Source organism: Streptomyces sp. NPDC127119 (genome assembly GCF_042677425.1).
Lineage (GTDB): Bacteria > Actinomycetota > Actinomycetes > Streptomycetales > Streptomycetaceae > Streptomyces.
In genome coordinates this window covers 96,384-114,523 of record NZ_JBHXTO010000002.1, presented here as the reverse complement: position 1 = coordinate 114,523, position 18,140 = coordinate 96,384, and the positions used below count along the sequence as shown (strand labels likewise).

Sequence of the window (18,140 nt, the reverse complement as noted above, 5' to 3'; positions counted from 1 at the left end):
GTGTGCCGTGACGGCCGTCCGAGAGCAGACCGCACCCCATCCCCCACCGAGCGCCGGGCGCCCCCGGCGCTCCCCCGGCCCAGAACCACGCCGCCCGTCGAAGGACGGCGGGCCCGGCGTCTGGCCGTACGTCCTGATCGCACCCGCCGTCCTCGGCACGCTCTACCTGCTCGTCTATCCGCTGGTCCGCGCGGTGGTGATCTCGCTGCAGGACTTCGGACTGCGCCAACTCATCCTGGGCGACGCGCGGTTCGTCGGACTCGACAACTACGGAACGCTGCTGGGCGACAGCCGCTTCTGGGAGGTGGTACGCCGCACCTTCCTCTTCATGGCGATCAACGTCGTCCTGATCATGGTGCTGTCCACGCTGGTCGCGCTGATGATCGAGCGGCTCGGCCGGTTCGGCCGGACCGCGGTCCTCAGCTCACTCGTCCTGACCTGGGCGATGCCGGTCATCGCGGCGACCACCGTCTTCCAATGGCTGTTCCACTCGGAGTTCGGCATCGTCAACGCGGTCCTGACGGACCTGGGGTTCACGTCCTTCGACCGCTACGCCTGGTTCGCGCACGGACCGGCCGCCTTCGCCATCCTGGTCGCGCTCATCGTGTGGCAGTCCGTGCCGTTCGCGGCGATCACCCTGTACTCGGCCCTCACCACCGTGCCCGTCGAGCTGTACGAGTCGGCGCGGCTCGACGGGGCGTCGGGGGCGCGGATCTTCCGGTCCATCACCTTCCCGGTCGTGCGGCCGATCTTCCTGCTGGTGTTCTCGCTCGAAGTGATCTGGACGTTCAAGGCGTTCGTCCAGATCTGGGTGATGACCAACGGCGGCCCCGGCGACGCGACCACGATCCTGCCCGTGTACGCGGTCCAGACCGCCCTGTCGAGCCAGCGTTACGACCTCGGGTCGGCGGCCTCCATGGTGACCGTCGTGCTGATGTCGGGCGTGCTCGTCCTCTACTTCCGTCAGATGTTCCGCCAGGAGGACGAGCTCGCATGAGCACGACCCGCCCCCGTATGCGCCGCATCCCGCTCAACGCCGCCGCCGTCGTCACGGTCGCGCTCTGCCTGTTCCCGGTCTACTGGATGGTCGCGACCGCGTTCACACCTGCCCGCGACATCCAGTCCGACAGTCCGCGGCTCGTCCCGCGGACCTGGACGCTCGACCACTTCCGCACCGCTGTCGGCGCCGACGGCTTCGGTCTGTTCTGGCGCAACAGCCTTCTCGTCACGCTGAGCGCCGTCCTGCTCTCCCTCGTCGTCGCTCTCGGCTCCGCCTACGCGGTGGCGCGGATGCGGTGGAAGGGGCGCCGGCAGTTCATGCTCATGGTCTTCATCGCCCAGATGGCGCCCTGGGAGTCACTGATCATCCCGGTCTACATCATCTCGCGGGACACCGGCATGCTGGACCGGCTGCCGACCCTGACCCTCGTCTACTTCATGATGACCCTGCCGTTCACGGTCATCGTCCTGCGCGGCTTCATCGGCACGATCCCGCCGGAGCTGGAGGAGTCGGCCCAGGTCGACGGCTGCACCCGGCTCGGCGCGTTCCGGCACATCGCGTTCCCGCTGCTGGCACCGGGACTCATGGCGACCTCGCTGTTCGGCTACATCACCGCCTGGAACGAGTTCGCCTACGCCAACTTCCTCATCATCAAACAGCACGACAACCGCACCCTGCCCGTGTGGCTGTCCTCCTTCCAGAACGTCTTCGGCACCGACTGGGGCGCCACCATGGCCGCCTCGACCCTCTTCGCGGCCCCGGCGCTCGTGGTGTTCCTGCTGCTGCAACGCCATGTCACGTCCGGCTTCGCCGCGGGCGCGGTCAAGGGCTGACCCCTTCCACTCCCCCCATGTGCTCCCCGTGCACTCGGCTGCACTCAGCTCCGGAGGCGATCCGTGCCCGCACAGCCAACCGCGCCCACCCTCGTCCCCCGCCCCACCGAGGCCGCGTTCCGGCCGGGACACTTCACGCTCGACGCCGACACGGCGCTGCGGGTCGGCGAAGGCGCCGAACCCGCCGCGGACCTGCTGCGCACCCTGCTCGCCCCCGCCACCGGGCTGCCCCTGCATCCCTCCCCGGAGGGGCAGTTCACCCTGGCACTCGACCCCGCCTCCAGTGAGCTCGCCGACTTCGGTGGCGTGGGCGGCTTCGGTGGCCTGGGCGACGAGGGATACGTACTCACCATCGACCCGCACAGGGTGCTGCTGCGCGCCACACACCCCACCGGGCTGCTCCGCGGCATCCAGACGGTCCGTCAGCTCCTGCCCCCGGCCGCCCTGTCGGCGGACCCGCAGCGCGTCACCCGGTGGCTGCTGCCGTGCGCCGACATCACCGACGTCCCGCGCCACCCCTGGCGCGGCGCGATGCTGGACGTGGCACGCCACTTCCAGCCCGTCTCCTATCTGCGCCGGTACGTCGACCTGCTCGCCCTGCACAAGATCAGCGTCTTTCATCTGCACCTCACCGACGACCAGGGCTGGCGCATGCCGGTCGCCGCCCACCCCAAACTGACCGAGATCGGCGGCCATCGCGCCGAGTCGCAGCGGGGCCCGGCCGGCAGCGGCACGTACGACGGAATCCCGCACGGCGGGGCGTACACGCGGGGCGAACTGACCGGCCTGGTGCGGTACGCCGCCGCTCGTGGCGTCACCGTCGTTCCGGAGATAGAGATGCCCGGGCATGTACGTGCCGCCCTGGCCGCCTATCCCTCCTTGGGCAACCACCCCGGGCGGAACCTCGACGTGTGGACGCGCTGGGGGGTGTGCGACACCGTCCTCGGTGTCCACGACGAGGTACTCGACTTCTGCCGCGGTGTCCTCGACGAGGTCATGGACGTCTTCCCGTCGCCGTACATCCACCTCGGCGGCGAGGAGTGCCCGACCGCCGAGTGGACGCACAGTGCCGCCGCACGTGAACGAGTGGCGGCGGAGGGCCTGTCGAGCCCCGAGGCGCTGCACGGCTGGTTCCTCGGGAAGGTCGGCGAGCATGTCGTCAGGAACGGCCGACGGCCGGTCGGCTGGGCCGAGACCGGCGCCGAACTGCCCCCCGAGTTCACCGTGATGACCTGGCGCGATCCGGCCCACACCCTGACGGCGGCCCGCCGCGGCCACTCGGTGATCAACGCCCACCACCGGGCCACCTATCTCGACTACGCCCAGTCCGACGACCCGAAGGAACCGCAGGCGCAGCCCGGAGCCGTCGTCGATCTGCGTGCCGTGCACTCCCATGACCCGGTGCCCGAGAACACGGATGCGGGTACGGGGGCTGGGGCGGAGGCGGACGCCCAGGTCGCCGCACGGGTGCTCGGCACGCAGGCCCAGCTGTGGACCGAGTTCGTCTCGACGCCCGCGCACATCGAATACCTCACCTATCCGCGGCTGTGCGCCCTCGCCGACCGCGGCTGGAGCGGCGCCACCGACTGGCCCGACTTCCGCTCCCGGCTCGACGGGCACATGGCCCGGCTGGACGCACTCGGCGTCCACCACCACCCCTGACCTCACTCCCCGGTCCCACCCACCCCTGTCCCACCCGTCCCCCGACCCGTCCGTTTCCGGGAATCACCCCACCTTTCTGGAGAGGAACCACCATGAGATTCGCCAAGAACCGGCTGCGCGCCACCGCACACACCGCTGTCGCGGTGGCCATGGGCGCCGCCGCGCTCACCGCACTCCCGGCCACCGCGAACGCGGCCGCCGACGGACTGAGCGTCCAGTACCGTACGAGCGCCACCGGAGCCGGTGCCGACCAGGCCGAACCGTGGTTCAAGGTGAAGAACACCGGTACCTCGACCGTGCAGTTGAGCAGTGTCAAGGTCCGGTACTACTTCAAGGCCGACTCGGCGGGCGCGAGTTACCGCTTCGCCTGTTCCTGGGCGGTCAAGGGCTGCGCCAACGTCACGGGCACCTTCGGCACGCTCGCCAACCCGACCGCCACGGCCGACCGCTACCTGGAGATCGGCTTCACCTCCGGGGCCGGGTCGCTCGCCCCGGGCGCCGACACCGGCGATCTGCAACTGCGGTTCTACCAGTCGACATGGGCGTCACTGAACCAGAGCGACGACTACTCCTTCGGCGCCTCCCAGACGTCGTACGGCGACTGGTCCAAGGTCACCGCGCAACTGGGCGGCACCACCGTGTGGGGCCAGGCGCCCGCGGGCAACGGGCCGACGGATCCGCCCACCGACCCGCCGACCGATCCCCCGGCCGACGCCGCCACGCTGTTCGACGACTTCAACTACAGCGGCTACAGCGACCCGCGGATCTCGGCGAACGGCTGGACCGTACGCTCCAACTCCGGTGGTCCCGGCGTGCCCGGCGCGACCTGGGCGCCCGACAAGGTCACCTTCGCGAGCACGGGCGGCAACTCCATCATGAACCTGGAGACCTCGACCGCCGGCACCGCGGCGAGCACCAAGCAGACCGAGATCCTCACCAAGGCGACGAAGTTCAAGAACGGCACCTACGCGGCACGGGTCCGGTTCAACGACGCGCCCAAGTACGGCCCGGACGGCGACCGTCTCGTCCAGACGTTCTTCACCATCAACGACCTCAAGGCACCGCTGGCGGACGACTACTCCGAGTACGACTTCGAGTACCTGCCCAACGGCGGCTGGGGCGAGCCGTCGAACATCCTCTACACGACGTCCTGGGAGACGTACCAGGCCGAGCCGTGGGTGGCGGTCAACGAGCACACCGAGGCGAGGCAGAGCTTCAGCGGCTGGCACGACCTGGTGCTGACCATCGACAACAGCACCATCAAGTACTACATCGACGGGCAGCTCTTCGGGACGCACGGTTCCGCGTATCTTCCGGAGCGGCCCATGTCGATCAACTTCAACCAGTGGCTGATCGACCTCGCGGGCCAGACCAGCACCACCGCGCGGGCGTACGACCAGCAGGTGGACTACGTCCTGCATGTGAAGGACCAGGTCCTCACACCGGCGCAGGTCACCACGAAGCTGAACGCCTACCGCAGCGCGGGCACCACCTTCCAGGACACCGTGCCCGGCAGTTGACCGTCCGCGCGGGCCCGGGTCCGGGCGACCCGGGCCCAAGCGGCCGGGCCACGGCCGGTCAGCCGTCGGAGGCGAGACGGTCCAGCCACTCCTTCAGCAGATGCTGCTCCGCGCCGCTGAGGGCCGACTGCTCGGGCAGCGTGGCGCGCAGGGCACGGGCGGCACCGGCCGGGCCCGCGTCCTGCACGGCCGGCTCCTCGTTGGTCACGGCGGTGACCATGGACTCCCGAAGCACGGACAACAGGGCGGGGTCCCGCCGCTCCTCGGGCAGGGACAGCCAGGTGAGCACCGCGCCACGCGCCGTGGCGTGGATGAGCGAGACCGCCAGCTCCTCTCCGACACGGAGGTGACCGCCCGCGGCGAGGCGGCGGATACGGCCCATCAGGATCTCCATGCCCGCCTTGAAGGCGGGCGAGGCCGGCCTGGTGGGCTCGCTGTACATCAGCGTGTACAGCGCCGGATTGGCCAGCCCGAACTCGACCGCCAGATCCCACCCGGCCCGCAGGTCCTCGATGAGGTCCCGCGGGTCGGGATCGACGTGTTTGGCCGCGAGGAAGGTCGCGAAGCCGTGTTCGGCGACCGCTTCCAGCAGCCCGTCCTTGTCGCCGAACAGCCGGTAGATGGCCGGCGGCTGCAGGCCCGCCGCGACCGCGACCGCGCGAGTGGTGACGGCGTCGCGGCCCTCGCGCGCGAGCAGGTCGGCGGCGGCCTCGATGACGCGCTGCCTGGTCTCGACGGCTGCCCCGTCCCTGGCGCGTGTATGTGGTGGCATATATCAACGATATCGCATCTACGTTTCCAGCGTTAATATCGATGGTACGCTCAAAACGTTTCCACTGGAACTCCTCTGTTCCACCACTCCATCACTCCGCCATGGGAGCCCCGCATGATCATCGTTACCGGAGCCACCGGACTGCTCGGACGCCAGATCGTCGAGCGACTGCTCACCCTCGTACCGGCGGACAGGATCGGCATCAGCGTCCGCGACCCGCAGAAGGCGGCGGCGAAGACGTTCGCCGAGCAGGGGGTACGGGTCCGGCAGGGCAGCTTCACCGACGCCGCGAGTCTTGCCCACGCTTTCGAGGGCGCCTCCCAGGTGCTCATCGTCTCGGTCGACAAGATGGGCGACGAGGCCGTACGGCAGCACCGCGCCGCGATCGACGGCGCCGTGGCCGCCGGTGCCCGCCGCATCCTCTACACCAGCCACATGGGAGCCGACGCCTCGTCGCACTTCCAGCCCTGCCGTGACCATGCCGCCACCGAGGAGGCGCTGCGGGCCTGCGGCGTGCCGTTCACCTCCCTGCGCAACGGCTTCTACGCCTCCAGCGCGCTGCAGTTCCTGGGCCAGGGCCTGCAGACCGGCCAGGTCGTTCTGCCCGCGGACGGGCCCGTGAGCTGGACCGCCCACGCCGACCTCGCCGACGCTGCCGCCGCCGTACTGACCGACGAGGGCAGCTTCGACGGCCCCACTCCTCCGCTCACCGCGGGCCAGGCGCTGACCTTCGACGACATCGCGCGCATCGCCACCGACGTCACAGGCCGTCCCCTCACCAGGAGCACCGCACCGGACGACCAGTTCCGGCAGCAGCTGATCGGCCACGGTGTGCCCGCCGGGACGGCGGACCAACTGCTCGGTGTCTTCACCGCGGCCCGCGCCGGTGAGTTCGCCACGGTGGACCCGACCCTGGCCAAGCTGCTCGGCCGGGAGCCCATAGCTCTGAGCACGGTCCTGCGCGAGCACCGGTAACCACTCGAAGTGACCGGCGGCCCGCGTGACTGTCGGTACGCCCGTGGTCAGAAGCCGACGTCCGCCGGGCGATAGGTAGGTGGGCGGCGAACCTGGCTCGCCTGTTCGTAGGCATGAGCGAGGCGGAGGAGGACCGGTTCGCTCCACGCCGTGCCCATGAACGTCAGCCCGACGGGCAGGCCGAACGCGAAGCCGGCCGGGACGCTGACCGCGGGATAGCCCGCGAGGGCTGCGGGTGTCGAAGCGCCTCCGCCGTAGCTGTCCCCGCGGATCAGGTCGATCTTCGCCGGCGGCCCGGTCGTGGGCATCACCAGTGCGTCCAGGCGATACCGGCGCAGCACCGCGTCGATGCCCTCGGCGCGCGAGAGGCGGTGGTTGGTGGCCAGCGCCTCGCGGTACTCGCGTTCGCCGAAGTCCAGCTCCTGCACTGCTTCCAGTCCGTCCTGCCGCACATAGCGCAGTTCGCGGTCGGCGTGTTCGCGGTTGAACGCGATCAACTCGGCCAGGCTGCGCGGGTGGTCTCCGGGGGCAGCGGCCAGGTAGCCGTTGAGGGCGCGCTTGAACTCGTACGCCTGGACGACCATCGAGCTGGGCAGGTCCTCCAGTTGCTCGGCGGTCGGGATGTCGGCCGGGTCGACCACGGTCGCGCCGGCCTCGCGCAGGGTGGCGATCGCGCGTTCCGCGATGTCGTCGGCGTGGTGGCTGTAGCCGAAGTACACCGTGCGCGGTACGCCGATGCGCGCTCCTTTCAGTCCGTCGGCGTCGAGGAAGCGGGTGTAGTCGCGGTGGAAGCGGCCACGGCTCGCCCTGGTCGCCGGATCACGGTCGTCGACGCCGACGAGGGTGCCGAGGAGGATCGCGGCGTCGCGGACCGTGCGGGCGATCGGGCCGACGCTGTCCTGGCTCGGCACGCCGGGGATGACACCGCCGCGGCCGACGAGACCGACGGTCGGCTTCACGCCGACGACGCAGTTGGCCGAGGAAGGGTCGATGATCGAGCCGTTGGTCTCGGTGCCGATGGCGGCGACGCACAGGCCGGCGGCGGCGGCGACCGCGCTGCCGGAACTCGACTCGTTCGGCGACCGGTCCAGCTCGTAGGGGTTGCGGGTCTGCCCTCCGCGGGCGCTCCAGCCTGCGTGATGGGTGAGCGACATACCGCCCGCCCACTCGCTCAGGTTGGTCTTGCCGAGGATGACCGCACCGGCCGCGCGCAGTCGCGCCGCGACGGTGGCGTCGGCCGCCGGACGCAGGCCCCGCAGGGCGAGTGATCCGGCCGTGGTGTGCATCCGGTCCGCGGTCTCCACCAGGTCCTTCAGCAGGACGGGCATGCCGTGCAGCGGTTTCCGGGGGTCACCCTCGGCGTCCAGGCGCCGGGCCTCCCGCAGCGCGTCGGGGTTCACCTCGATCACGGAGTGCAGGAGGGGATCGACGCGTTCGACGCGTTCCAGGTAGTGGCGGGTGAGCCGTTCGGCGTCGAGCCGTCCGTCAGCCATCCGTTGGCGCAGTTCGCCGATGCCCAGTTCATGCAGTGCCGAGGCCGACGCCTGGCGCGCGCTGCTCGCGGTACGGGCCTGGGCGGGGCCGCCGCCGAGCAGGGGCGTGGCGGCCACGGCGGTGCCCAGTGCGAGCACGGTGCGGCGAGGGGTGTCGGTCCGGTCCGTTCGGTGCGACTCCTGGGACGTCATGCACCAGCACGCTAGAGGTGTGACCGGCGTTTCTCGCTCCGGCTGTCCCCCTTGTCCGAGGTGCAAGCAGCCCCCTGCGGCAGCGGGGGTCAGCCGGAGCAACCCTCCGCCGTGAGGTCCGGCCGTACGTGTTTCGGCGCGGTGTCGGGCGGAGTTGGCGGGAATTCCGCGCGCCGTCCGACCGCCCTGCGGACCGGGCCCACGGACCGTGAGGACGGCCTGACGAAGGCCCGTTCCTGATGTACGGCAGGTACGACGCCTCGACAGGACCCAAGATGCTGGTGACCACGTGCAACACGCTGGCCGTGGCGGCCGCGAGGTGGTTCCTGTCCGGTGGCAGCGACACGGTCGACGCCGAACCGCTGCGCCGGGGGCTGCTGTTCGCCCTCTCCGCGGTCCACCTGCTGCGCTTCGTCGCCACGACCTTCGTCGTGCTGAAGAGGAGCATGGAGTGGTCCGAGGCCGCGACCGTGGGCCTCTGGGTCGTCGTCATCCACGGCACGATGGCGTACCTGGGCGGCACCAGCAGCGCTTCCGTGGGCATGCTCACCCGGCTGGGGGTGGTGCTGTACCTCGTGGGTTCGTACCTCGACACGGGCGAGGCTCGGCAAACCGTTCGGCGAACGGTACCGGCTGCGGCGCTTCGGCCGGGGCGGCTTCGCGGCAGCCGCTCTGCGCACGGGAACACCGATCGTGCCGTGCGCCGTCGTGGGCGCCGAGGAGATCTACCCGATGGTCGCCGACGCCCGCCCCGTGGCCGGGCTCCTCGGGCTGCCGTACTTTCCGATCACCCCCACGTTCCCGCTGCTCGGGCCGCTCGGTGCGATTCCCCTGCCGACGAAGTGGACGATCCGTTTCGGTACGCCCCTGCCGACCGACCACTACGCGCAGGACTCGCTGGACGACCCGATGTTCGTCCACAAGATCTCCGACGAGGTCCGGGACACCGTCCAGGACATGCTCACCGAGATGGCCGGCGAGCGCCGGTCCCTGTTCGGGTAGGCCTTTTCGGACGGGTCCAGGTGTGTTCGGGCGCGTACAGGCGCCGTCACGTGGGCCGTGAGCGGAAGGTGCGGCGGTAGGTGTCGGGCGGTACCCCGAGCGTGTGGTTGAAGTGGCGGCGCAGCGTCGTGGCGGTGCCCATGCCGGTGGCCTCCGCGATGGCATCGACACCACTGTCGGTGGTCTCCAGCAACTCCTGGGCGCGGCGGATGCGTTGGGACAGCAGCCACTGCAGCGGAGTGGTGCCGGTCGCCGCTCTGAAGTGCCGGCCGAGGTGGCGCGAACTCATCCCCGCCCGGCGTGCCAGGTCGTCCACGGTCAGCGGCTGGTCGAGGCGTTCGATCACCCAGGGCAGCAGGGCCGCGAGCGGGTGGTCGTCCCGGGCGGGTACGGGCGCGGCGACGAACTGGGCCTGACCGCCGGCCCGGTGCGGCGGTACGACCAGTCGGCGGGCCACCGCGTTGGCGACCGCCGAACCGTGGTCGCGGCGGACGAGATGGAGGCACAGGTCCATCGCGGCGGCCTTGCCCGCGGAGGTGAGCACGCTGCCGTTGTCCACGTAGAGGACGTCCGGGTCGACCTGTACGCGGGGGTGGCGGGCGGCCAGCACGTCGGTGTGCGCCCAGTGCGTGGTGGCGCGCCTGCCGTCCAGCAGTCCGGCGGCGGCGAGCACGAAGGCGCCGGTGCACAGGGAAGCCACCCGCGCGCCCGCCTCGTGGGCCGCGCGCACCGCGTCGACGAGTTCGCCGGGCGGTTCCTCGTCGACGTCGGCCCAGGCCGGGACGAGGACCGTGTCGGCGTGCGGCAGCCGGTCGAGCCCGTGGTCGGGTTCCAGCCGGAACCGGCCGACCCGCACGGCGGCGGACCCGCAGATCTCGACGTCGTACCAGGGAACGTCCACGCCCGCCGGGGCGCTGCCGAACACCTCGCAGGCCACCGACAGTTCGAAGTGCAGCATTCCCTCGGTGGCGACCACGGCGACAGAACCCATGTCCGTAATTGTACGCAGCATGTCGTTCCGGACACTCACGACGAGGCGCCGGCGCTCGGCAGGATGATCTCAGCGGATCCCGGGCGGGTTCGCAGCAGGACCGATCAGCGGGTCCTGACGGACGTTCGAGCACGAGGAGCAGTCATGACATCCGGTCCGGGGCACACGGTGGCAGTGTTCGGCGCGTACGGGCACACCGGGCGGTTCGTGGTGGCGGAGCTGCTGGCGCGCGGGTTCGTGCCGGTGCTCTCCGGACGCGACGCGGACAAGCTGCGGGCACTGGCGGCGACCCGTCCCGGGCTCGACGTGCGGCCCGCCCCGGTCGACGATCCGGCCGCGCTCGACCGCGCCCTGGCCGGTGCGGCGGCGGTGATCAACTGTGCCGGCCCCTTCACCGTCACGGCCGCCCCCGTGATCGAGGCGGCCCTGCGCGCCGGGATCCCGTACGTCGATGTGGCGGCCGAGATCGAGGCGAACGCCGACACGCTCGCGCACTTCGCGGACCGCGCCCGCGCCGCCGGAACCGTGGTGGTGCCCGCGATGGCCTTCTACGGCGGGCTCGGCGATCTGCTGGTGACCGCGGCGATGGGTGACTGGACCGAGGCCGACGAGGCGCACATCGCCTACGGGCTGAGCGGCTGGCACCCCACCCCCGGGACACGGATCGCGGGCGCGGCCGTCCAGGCGCGGCGCGGCGGGCAGCGCGTCCGCTTCCGGGAGGGGCGGCTTGAGTACCACCGGGATGGCCTGCCCACCCTCGACTGGCACTTTCCCGCCCCGACGGGCACGCGGACCGTCATCGGTGAGTTCACGATGGCCGACGTCGTCACCGTGCCCAGTCATCTGTCCATCCCCGAGGTGCGCACCTACATGACCACCGAGGCGGCCGGTGACCTGGCTGCCCCGGACACTCCGGCGCCCACCGCCGTCGACGGGAGCGGGCGGTCCGCGCAGACCTTCCTCGTCGATGTCGTCGTACGCTCCGGCGGCACCGAGCGCCGTGCCACGGCTTCGGGGCAGGACATCTACGCCGTCACCGCGCCCCTCGCCGTGGAGGCCGTCCACCGGATCCTCGACGGCCGGACCGGCCGGACGGGTGTCGCCTTCGCCGGTGCCGTCTTCGACGCCTCCGACTTCCTCGACGCGCTCGCCCCGCACATCACGTACTCGACGACAAAGTAGCCTGCGGCGTCGGGGCGTGGGGCGGCAACTACCCACCGGCGTAAAGCGATTGGCTCTATGCATAGGGTGTGGGCTGCGACAGCCGCCCGCACCGGTGCGGCGGTCACGCACGAGAACGCAGTCGAGGGGAAAACCGCCGTCCGATGAACCAGATCCTGTTTGCCGGGGCCATAGGCCTGTTCCTGACACTCGGCGGCACACCACTGCTGATCAAGCTGCTGGCCCGCAAGGGCTACGGCCAGTTCATCCGTGACGACGGGCCCCGCGGCCACCACGGTAAGCGCGGCACGCCCACCATGGGCGGCATCGCCTTCATCCTGGCCACCCTCGCCGCGTACGTCCTGACCAAGGTCATCACGGGTGAGCCGCCGACGTTCCCCGGTGTTCTGGTGCTGTTCCTGATGGCGGGCATGGGTGTCGTCGGATTCCTCGACGACTACATCAAGATCGTGAAGCGGCGTTCGCTGGGGCTGCGGGCCGGTGCCAAGATGGCGGGCCAGCTGATCGTCGGCATTCTGTTCGCCGTCCTGGCGATCCGGTTCGCCGACGACCGCGGGCTGACTCCCGCCTCCCTGAAGCTGTCGTTCGTGACGGACTTCGGCTGGACCATCGGGCCGGTGCTGTTCGTCGTATGGGCCCTGTTCATGATCCTGGCCATGTCCAACGGCGTGAACCTGACCGACGGTCTGGACGGGCTCGCCACCGGCGCCTCGGCGATGGTCCTCGCCGGCTACACCTTCATCGGCCTGTGGCAGTTCCAGAACTCGTGCGCCAACGCGATGAACCTCACCGACCCCGGCTCCTGCATCGAGGTACGCGATCCGCTCGACCTGGCCGTCGTCGCCTCCGCGCTGATGGGTGCCTGCATCGGGTTCCTGTGGTGGAACACCTCACCCGCGAAGATCTTCATGGGTGACACCGGGTCGCTCGCCCTGGGTGGCGCGCTGGCGGGTCTGGCCATCTGCTCCCGCACCCAGCTGCTGCTCGCCCTCCTCGGCGGGCTCTTCGTCCTGATCACCCTGTCCGTGGTCATCCAGGTCGGCTCGTTCAAGCTGACCGGCAAGCGGGTCTTCAAGATGGCCCCGCTGCAGCACCACTTCGAGCTCAAGGGCTGGTCCGAGGTTCTGGTCGTGGTCCGCTTCTGGACCATCCAGGGGATCTGCGTGATCCTCGGGATCGGCGTGTTCTACGCGGGCTGGGTGGCGGGCTGAGCCCTTCCGGCCCGCCCGTGCGTACGTCGTCGACGCGGCGGCCCCGATTCTCCGTACCGCGACTGTCACCTCGGATAACCTCCAGGGGTGAGCACCGGACGGGAAGACCCGGAGACCGAGAGCTGGCTGGCGGACACCCGGGCGTCCTACGACGCCGACGCCACCGACTACGCGGACGAGACACGGAACCTCCTGGCCGAACTGCCGCCCGAGCAGGAGGTCATGGCGCTGTTCGCGGAATCGGTGCGCGCGGCGGGCGGCGGGCCCGTCGCGGACGTGGGGTGCGGGCCCGGGAGGATCACCGCCCACCTGAGGGACCTCGGCGTGGACGCCTTCGGCATCGACCTGTCACCCCGGATGATCGAGGTGGCTCGCAGCGAGCACCCCGGCCTGCGGTTCGAAGTGGGCTCGATGACCCACCTCGCCCTCGCGGACGGCTCCTTGACCGCCCTGCTCTCCTGGTACGCGATCATGCACGTCCCCGATGAAGCGATCGGCGAGGTCCTGGCCGGCTTCCACCGGGTACTCCGCCCCGGCGGCCTGCTGCTCCTGGGCTTCCACGCCGCCAACACCTCACCACCGAAGGCACAGGCTCCCGACGAAGCCTGGCCGGAGTCCTACGGCCACCGCCGCCGACCGAGCCAGGTAGCCACGTGGCTCACCGAAACAGGCTTCACGGTCGAACCCCACCCCACCATCACCTCGGCGGCACGCACACTCGGCGGAGTACTACTGGCACATCGCTGACGCTCCGACCGGGAGGGTCCACCGGCGCCGGTGACGGCTCACAGCCGAGCCGACGCCCTACGCGTCCTGCCGTATGGAGTCGGGCGAGGTGGCTGCGCAGGTCGTCGCCGGAGCGCCACAGCTCGTAGAAGACCAGCGTGGTGGGGTCGGCGGCGTCGCGGTGCACCTGGTACTGCCAGCAACGGAAGCACCCTGCGACTGCTGAGGACGGACATCGAGGAGCACTGCCCCGGACTGCTCCGCATCCTCGTCGCCGAACGCGATGAACCAACTGGTCAGGGTGAACCGGGAGAGTCGTCCGAGGAGTCACCCCTCGGCGGCTAGGGCCCGCCTACTTCACATTGCCGGTGAACACGGCGGTCTTCGACTCGTAGTCCGGTGCGACTTCCACCTGTAAGTACTTCTGGTCCTTGGGGAGTTCGCAGGCCCAGACGACGGAGAGGGAGCGCCCGGCGAGGATGCGGGTCTCGGGAAGGCCGTCGAGCCCTTCGTCGAAGATGGCGTCACCTTCCTTGCCCTCGTCGCCGTAGGCACAGTTGACGCTGAGTTCGTCGGCGTTGACGCTCTCGTCGGACCCGTTCACGATCTTGATGGTGAACTTGGCGTACGGCGTGTTCCCCGGGGACGCGTAGTCGCTCGACGTGCCCCGCGAGAACTTCGACAGGCTGACCTCCACGTCGTTCCCGTAGGCGACCGGTTCGCTGAGGCTGTACACGCCGTCGCCGGACTCCCCGCCTGACTCCTCGGCGGCCGGCCGGGCGTCGTCCTCGGCCGCGGCGGACTCGTCGTCCGGCGTGGCGACCTCGGTGACCGTGACGGTCGGGCCCGGTTCGGCCGCGCCGTCACGGCTGCCGCTCACCGCGATGCCCGTGGCGACGACCGCGACGACGACGGCAGCCGCGGAGCCGATGACGACCGCGTTCGAGTGGTTCTTCTTCGGGGGCGGCGGGAGCGCCGGAGGGTGGGGGCTCGGCGCGGGCGGCGGCGTCGACTCGTGGCTCATGTGTCCCCCTGTGCGGTGCTGCTGAGGGATGCATCATGACGTTGTGAGCGAGCCTTGTGGACCCTCTGTGGCCAAATAGTTCTCATGATGCGCGAGCGATGTCCGAATCCCGCGCCGGCCGCCGTCGACGGCGGCTCAGGATTCCGCCAACCGCCGTGCCAGGTAAGGCGCCGTCGCACTTCGGCGTGCCTTCGCCACCTTTGCCGGAGGGCCTTCGGCGACCACCCGGCCGCCCGCGTCCCCGCCGCCGGGCCCCAGGTCGATGATCCAGTCGGCGGTCGCGATGGTGTCCAGGTCGTGTTCGACCAGGACGACCGTGTTGCCCGCGTCGACGAGCCGGTGCAACTGCCGCAGCAGCAGGGCGACATCGGCCGGGTGGAGTCCGGCCGTCGGCTCGTCGAGGAGGTAGAGCGCGTGGCCGCGACGGGCCCGCTGCAACTCCGTGGACAGCTTGATCCGCTGAGCCTCACCGCCACTGAGTTCCGTCGCGGGCTGGCCCAGTCTCAGATACCCCAGCCCCACTTCCCGCAGCGTCTCCAGGCTCCGTGAGGCGGCCGGGAGGTCGGCGAGGAACCCGGCGGCCTCGTCCACGGGCATGGCCAGCACGTCGGCGATGTTCTTGCCCCTGTAGGTGACTTCGAGCGTCTCGGGGTCGTAGCGCGCGCCGTGGCAGGCCGGGCACGGGGCGTACGTGCCGGGCAGGAACAGCAGCTCGACCTCGACGAACCCCTCGCCCTGGCAGGTCTCGCAGCGGCCCTCTGCGACGTTGAAGGAGAACCGCCCCGCCGAGTACCCGCGCTCCCGTGCCTCGTCGGTCGCCGCGTACAGCTTGCGGACCGCGTCGAACATGCCGGTGTACGTGGCCAGGTTGGAGCGGGGTGTCCGGCCGATGGGCCGCTGGTCGACCCGTACCAGCCGGTCGAAGGAGTCGAGCCCCGACGCGTCCCGCAGATCGACCTCCAGCTCCGCGCCCTCGCCCGAGCCACCACCCCCGTCCCCGTCCGAGCCTCCGCCCCCGTCCGGGCCCTGGCCCAGATGGCGGCGTACGACCTCGGCGAGCACCTGGGTCACCAGCGTCGACTTCCCGGATCAGGACACACCTGTCACCGCTGTCAGCACCTGCAGAGGGATGTCGACCGAGACGTCCCGCAGGTTGTGCCGGGAGACCCCGCTCAGGCGCAGCCGGCCCCGCGGTTTCCGCCGGCGGTGCTCGACCTGCGGGGCGTGTCCGAACAGATGGCGGCCGGTGGCGGACTCCGCGACCTCTTCGAGGCCGGGCACCGGACCGCTGTACAGGACCCGTCCGCCGCCCTCGCCCGCCTCGGGGCCGATGTCCACCACCCAGTCCGCCCGTCGCACGACGTCCATGTCGTGTTCCACGACGAACAGCGAGTTGCCCGACGCCTTGAGCCGGTCCAGCACGTCCAGCAGGGGCTCGGCGTCGGCCGGGTGCAGTCCGGCGGAGGGCTCGTCGAGTACGTAGACGACGCCGAACAGTCCGGAGCGGAGCTGGGTGGCGATGCGCAGCCGTTGCGCCTCGCCGGGCGACAGGGTCGTCGAGCGGCGCCCCAGCCCGAGATAGCCGAGGCCGAGCCCGAGCAGCACCTCGATCCGGGCGACCAGGTCCGCGCAGATGCGTACCGCGACCTCGTTCGTCTCCCCGGCCGGGTCCGTCGTGGCGGCCACCTCGGCGCCGGGCAGTTCGGCGACGGGCCGCAGCAGCGCGACGACCTCGGTGAGGGGCAGCGCGTTGACCTCGGCGATGGAGTGTCCCGCGAAGGTCACCGCCAGGGCCTCCCGCCGCAGCCCGCTGCCCTCGCACTCCGGGCAGGGCACACTCCGCACGAAGCGCATCGCCCGTTCCCGCATCCGCTCGCTCTTGGAGTCGGCGAGGACATGCATGACATGGGCGCGGGCGCTCCAGAATTTGCCGTGGTAGCCGTAGTCGATCCGGTCGGCCTCGGGCTCGATCAGAACGGACGGCTGTTCATCGGTGTACAGCAGCCATTCCCGGTCCTTCTTCCTGAGCCGGCGCCACGGCTTGTCGATGTCGATGCCCAGACCGCTCACGACGCTGCGCAGGTTGGCGCCCTGCCAGGCACCGGGCCAAGCCGCGATGGCGCCGTCGCGGATGCTCAGGGAGGGGTCCGGTACGAGCAGGTCCTCGGCCACGTCGACGGCGGCCCCCAGCCCGTGGCACCGCGTACAGGCACCGGCGGCGGTATGGGGCGAGAACGCCTCGGCGGGGAGCCGCGGGGCCCCGTCCGGGTGGGTACCGGCACGGGAGTACAGGATGCGCAGCAGGTTGCTCAGCGTGGTGAGCGTGCCGACCGTGGACCGCGAACTGGGGGCACCGTGCCGCTGATGCAGGGCGACCGCGGGAGGCAGTCCGGAGATCTCCTGGACATGCGGGGCACCGACCTGCTGGAGCAGCCGCCGGGCATAGGGCGCGACGGACTCGAAGTACCGCCGCTGGGCCTCGGCGTAGAGCGTCCCGAAGGCCAGCGAGGACTTGCCGGAGCCGGAGATCCCGGTGAAGGCGACCATGGCATCGCGGGGAACGTCCACGTCGACGTTCTTGAGATTGTGCTCGCCGGCACCTCTGACATGCACGAACGGGTCGGACGCACCACACTCCACAACCCCTCCTCACCGAAGGCCTCCGCCCCCGCGCATCCAGCGTGACCCTCCTGTCCGAGTTCAGCACCTGGGGGAGGAACCGGGGCGCAGTCCCGTTCCTCCAGGGGCGCGGGGAACTGCGCGCCCGGCCCCCACCGAACCCGCACCCACCCCACGACGAAACCCCCCGCACCCCCGGCAGGGACACCGCTTGCCCCCTCAGGTACCTACTAGGTACCATCCGCATATGCCGTCCTTGAACATCACTTACAGCGACGAGGAGATGCAGGAACTGCGAGCCGCAGCCGCAGCCGCAGGCACCTCCCTCAAGCAGTACGTCCACGACCTCTCCCTCCGCGAACGCCAGCGCCAGCAGTTCGTGCGCTACGCCGTCTCCTGGGGCGAGCTGCAGCGCGCCGAGTTCGACGAGGCGTTCCCGGACGAGATCCCCCCGGCCGGCCGCCACCAGGGAGCCGAAGCCGCCTGATGCTCCATGTCGACATCGCCTGGCTGCTCGACATCCAGGAGCAGGCCGTCCCCGAGGACGTGACGGTCGGGGACTACTCGGCCCTGGTGGCCGCGGTCGCCCGCCACAAGACCCGCATCCCCCGCCCCGGCCTCGCCACGCCGGACGCGTCCTGGCGGGCGGCGGCGCTCCTGCACACGATCGTCCGGCTGGAGCCGCTGCCGTACCGGAACTCCCTGTACGCCTGCCAGGTCGCCGTCGCCTACATGCACACCTCCGCCGAGGGCATCGATCCGCCCTACGGGGCGCTGGTGGAGCTGGTGCGCGACATACAGGCCCGCAAGGCCACGGTCTACCAGGCCGCCGACCGGATCCGTACCTGGCGCATCTGACGCGTCCGACGCCGGGCGGGCCGGCCGTCGCGGGGCCGGTCGTCGCACCCCTGGCAGGATGCAGAGGCCGCCCGGTGAGC

The 18,140-nt window shown here is 70.7% G+C and carries 15 protein-coding genes and 2 pseudogenes; 11 read left to right on the top strand and 6 right to left on the bottom strand.

Features of this window, described 5'->3' with window-relative positions; translation table 11 throughout:
- Window positions 1–7 precede the first annotated feature (7 nt).
- The 4 genes from ACFVH5_RS01495 (at window position 8) to ACFVH5_RS01480 (ending at window position 5,015) form a co-directional block, all read left to right on the top strand.
- The gene (locus ACFVH5_RS01495) at window positions 8–997 is read left to right on the top strand and encodes a carbohydrate ABC transporter permease (protein ID WP_385831143.1); all 990 of its coding nucleotides are present in this window, start codon (window positions 8–10) and stop codon (window positions 995–997) included.
- Entirely contained in the window at window positions 994–1,833 is an 840-nt protein-coding gene (locus ACFVH5_RS01490; protein WP_385831141.1) for a carbohydrate ABC transporter permease, read from the top strand. Before ACFVH5_RS01495 ends, ACFVH5_RS01490 begins: the two co-directional genes overlap by 4 nt.
- A 63-nt stretch (window positions 1,834–1,896) precedes the next feature.
- The gene (locus ACFVH5_RS01485) at window positions 1,897–3,495 is read left to right on the top strand and encodes a beta-N-acetylhexosaminidase (protein ID WP_385831139.1); all 1,599 of its coding nucleotides are present in this window, start codon (window positions 1,897–1,899) and stop codon (window positions 3,493–3,495) included.
- Between the two features lie 92 nt (window positions 3,496–3,587).
- Window positions 3,588–5,015, top strand: coding sequence for a cellulose binding domain-containing protein (locus ACFVH5_RS01480; RefSeq protein WP_385831137.1), 1,428 nt, complete (start codon window positions 3,588–3,590; stop codon window positions 5,013–5,015).
- 58 nt (window positions 5,016–5,073) lie between these two features.
- Here the strand turns inward: ACFVH5_RS01480 and ACFVH5_RS01475 are convergent, their stop codons facing one another.
- Window positions 5,074–5,787, bottom strand: coding sequence for a TetR/AcrR family transcriptional regulator (locus ACFVH5_RS01475; RefSeq protein WP_385831135.1), 714 nt, complete (start codon window positions 5,785–5,787; stop codon window positions 5,074–5,076).
- A 114-nt stretch (window positions 5,788–5,901) separates the two neighbouring features.
- Between ACFVH5_RS01475 and ACFVH5_RS01470 the strand changes: the two genes are divergently transcribed.
- Window positions 5,902–6,762 carry an SDR family oxidoreductase gene (locus ACFVH5_RS01470; protein ID WP_385831134.1) on the top strand — a complete coding sequence of 287 codons (861 nt, stop codon included), beginning with the start codon at window positions 5,902–5,904 and terminating at the stop codon, window positions 6,760–6,762.
- Between the two features lie 47 nt (window positions 6,763–6,809).
- Here ACFVH5_RS01470 and ACFVH5_RS01465 read toward each other — a convergent pair whose 3' ends face one another.
- Window positions 6,810–8,447: an amidase gene (locus ACFVH5_RS01465; RefSeq protein ID WP_385831132.1), complete on the bottom strand. Its 1,638-nt coding sequence runs from the start codon at window positions 8,445–8,447 to the stop codon at window positions 6,810–6,812.
- Between the two features lie 603 nt (window positions 8,448–9,050).
- Here ACFVH5_RS01465 and ACFVH5_RS01460 point away from each other — a divergent pair.
- Window positions 9,051–9,449 (top strand): annotated as a pseudogene (locus tag ACFVH5_RS01460) (acyltransferase); the annotation flags it as partial.
- Window positions 9,450–9,495: 46 nt separating this feature from the next.
- Here ACFVH5_RS01460 and ACFVH5_RS01455 read toward each other — a convergent pair.
- Complete coding sequence (locus ACFVH5_RS01455; protein WP_385831130.1) at window positions 9,496–10,440, bottom strand: helix-turn-helix domain-containing protein; 945 nt, start codon at window positions 10,438–10,440, stop codon at window positions 9,496–9,498.
- 144 nt (window positions 10,441–10,584) lie between these two features.
- Between ACFVH5_RS01455 and ACFVH5_RS01450 the strand changes: the two genes are divergently transcribed.
- The 3 genes from ACFVH5_RS01450 to ACFVH5_RS01440 all read left to right on the top strand — a co-directional run bounded on the left by ACFVH5_RS01450 (window position 10,585) and on the right by ACFVH5_RS01440 (window position 13,580).
- Window positions 10,585–11,622, top strand: a complete 1,038-nt coding sequence (locus tag ACFVH5_RS01450) for a saccharopine dehydrogenase family protein (protein WP_385831129.1) — start codon at window positions 10,585–10,587, stop codon at window positions 11,620–11,622.
- Window positions 11,623–11,765: 143 nt separating this feature from the next.
- Window positions 11,766–12,833 (top strand): phospho-N-acetylmuramoyl-pentapeptide-transferase, encoded by a 1,068-nt coding sequence (gene mraY / locus ACFVH5_RS01445; protein ID WP_384802288.1) that lies wholly within the window; start codon window positions 11,766–11,768, stop codon window positions 12,831–12,833.
- An 87-nt stretch (window positions 12,834–12,920) separates the two neighbouring features.
- Window positions 12,921–13,580 (top strand): class I SAM-dependent methyltransferase, encoded by a 660-nt coding sequence (locus ACFVH5_RS01440; protein WP_385831126.1) that lies wholly within the window; start codon window positions 12,921–12,923, stop codon window positions 13,578–13,580.
- On the opposite strand, the gene ACFVH5_RS01435 is transcribed toward ACFVH5_RS01440, so the two are convergent.
- The 3 genes and pseudogenes from ACFVH5_RS01435 to uvrA all read right to left on the bottom strand — a co-directional run bounded on the left by ACFVH5_RS01435 (window position 13,531) and on the right by uvrA (window position 17,223).
- Entirely contained in the window at window positions 13,531–13,890 is a 360-nt protein-coding gene (locus ACFVH5_RS01435; RefSeq protein WP_385831124.1) for a putative quinol monooxygenase, read from the bottom strand. The two genes, ACFVH5_RS01440 and ACFVH5_RS01435, sit on opposite strands and share 50 nt — an antisense overlap.
- A 21-nt stretch (window positions 13,891–13,911) precedes the next feature.
- The gene (locus tag ACFVH5_RS01430; RefSeq protein ID WP_385831122.1) at window positions 13,912–14,583 is read right to left on the bottom strand and encodes a hypothetical protein; all 672 of its coding nucleotides are present in this window, start codon (window positions 14,581–14,583) and stop codon (window positions 13,912–13,914) included.
- A gap of 135 nt (window positions 14,584–14,718) precedes the next feature.
- Window positions 14,719–17,223 (bottom strand): annotated as a pseudogene (uvrA, locus tag ACFVH5_RS01425) (excinuclease ABC subunit UvrA).
- Window positions 17,224–17,449: 226 nt separating this feature from the next.
- Here uvrA and ACFVH5_RS01420 point away from each other — a divergent pair.
- Both ACFVH5_RS01420 and ACFVH5_RS01415 read left to right on the top strand, forming a co-directional pair.
- Window positions 17,450–17,689 (top strand): hypothetical protein, encoded by a 240-nt coding sequence (locus ACFVH5_RS01420; RefSeq protein WP_107017285.1) that lies wholly within the window; start codon window positions 17,450–17,452, stop codon window positions 17,687–17,689.
- A complete protein-coding gene (locus ACFVH5_RS01415; protein WP_210894310.1) occupies window positions 17,686–18,060 on the top strand; it encodes a toxin Doc in 375 nt (124 codons plus the stop codon). The genes ACFVH5_RS01420 and ACFVH5_RS01415 overlap by 4 nt, the downstream gene beginning before the upstream one ends.
- The last annotated feature ends 80 nt before the right edge of the window (window positions 18,061–18,140 follow it).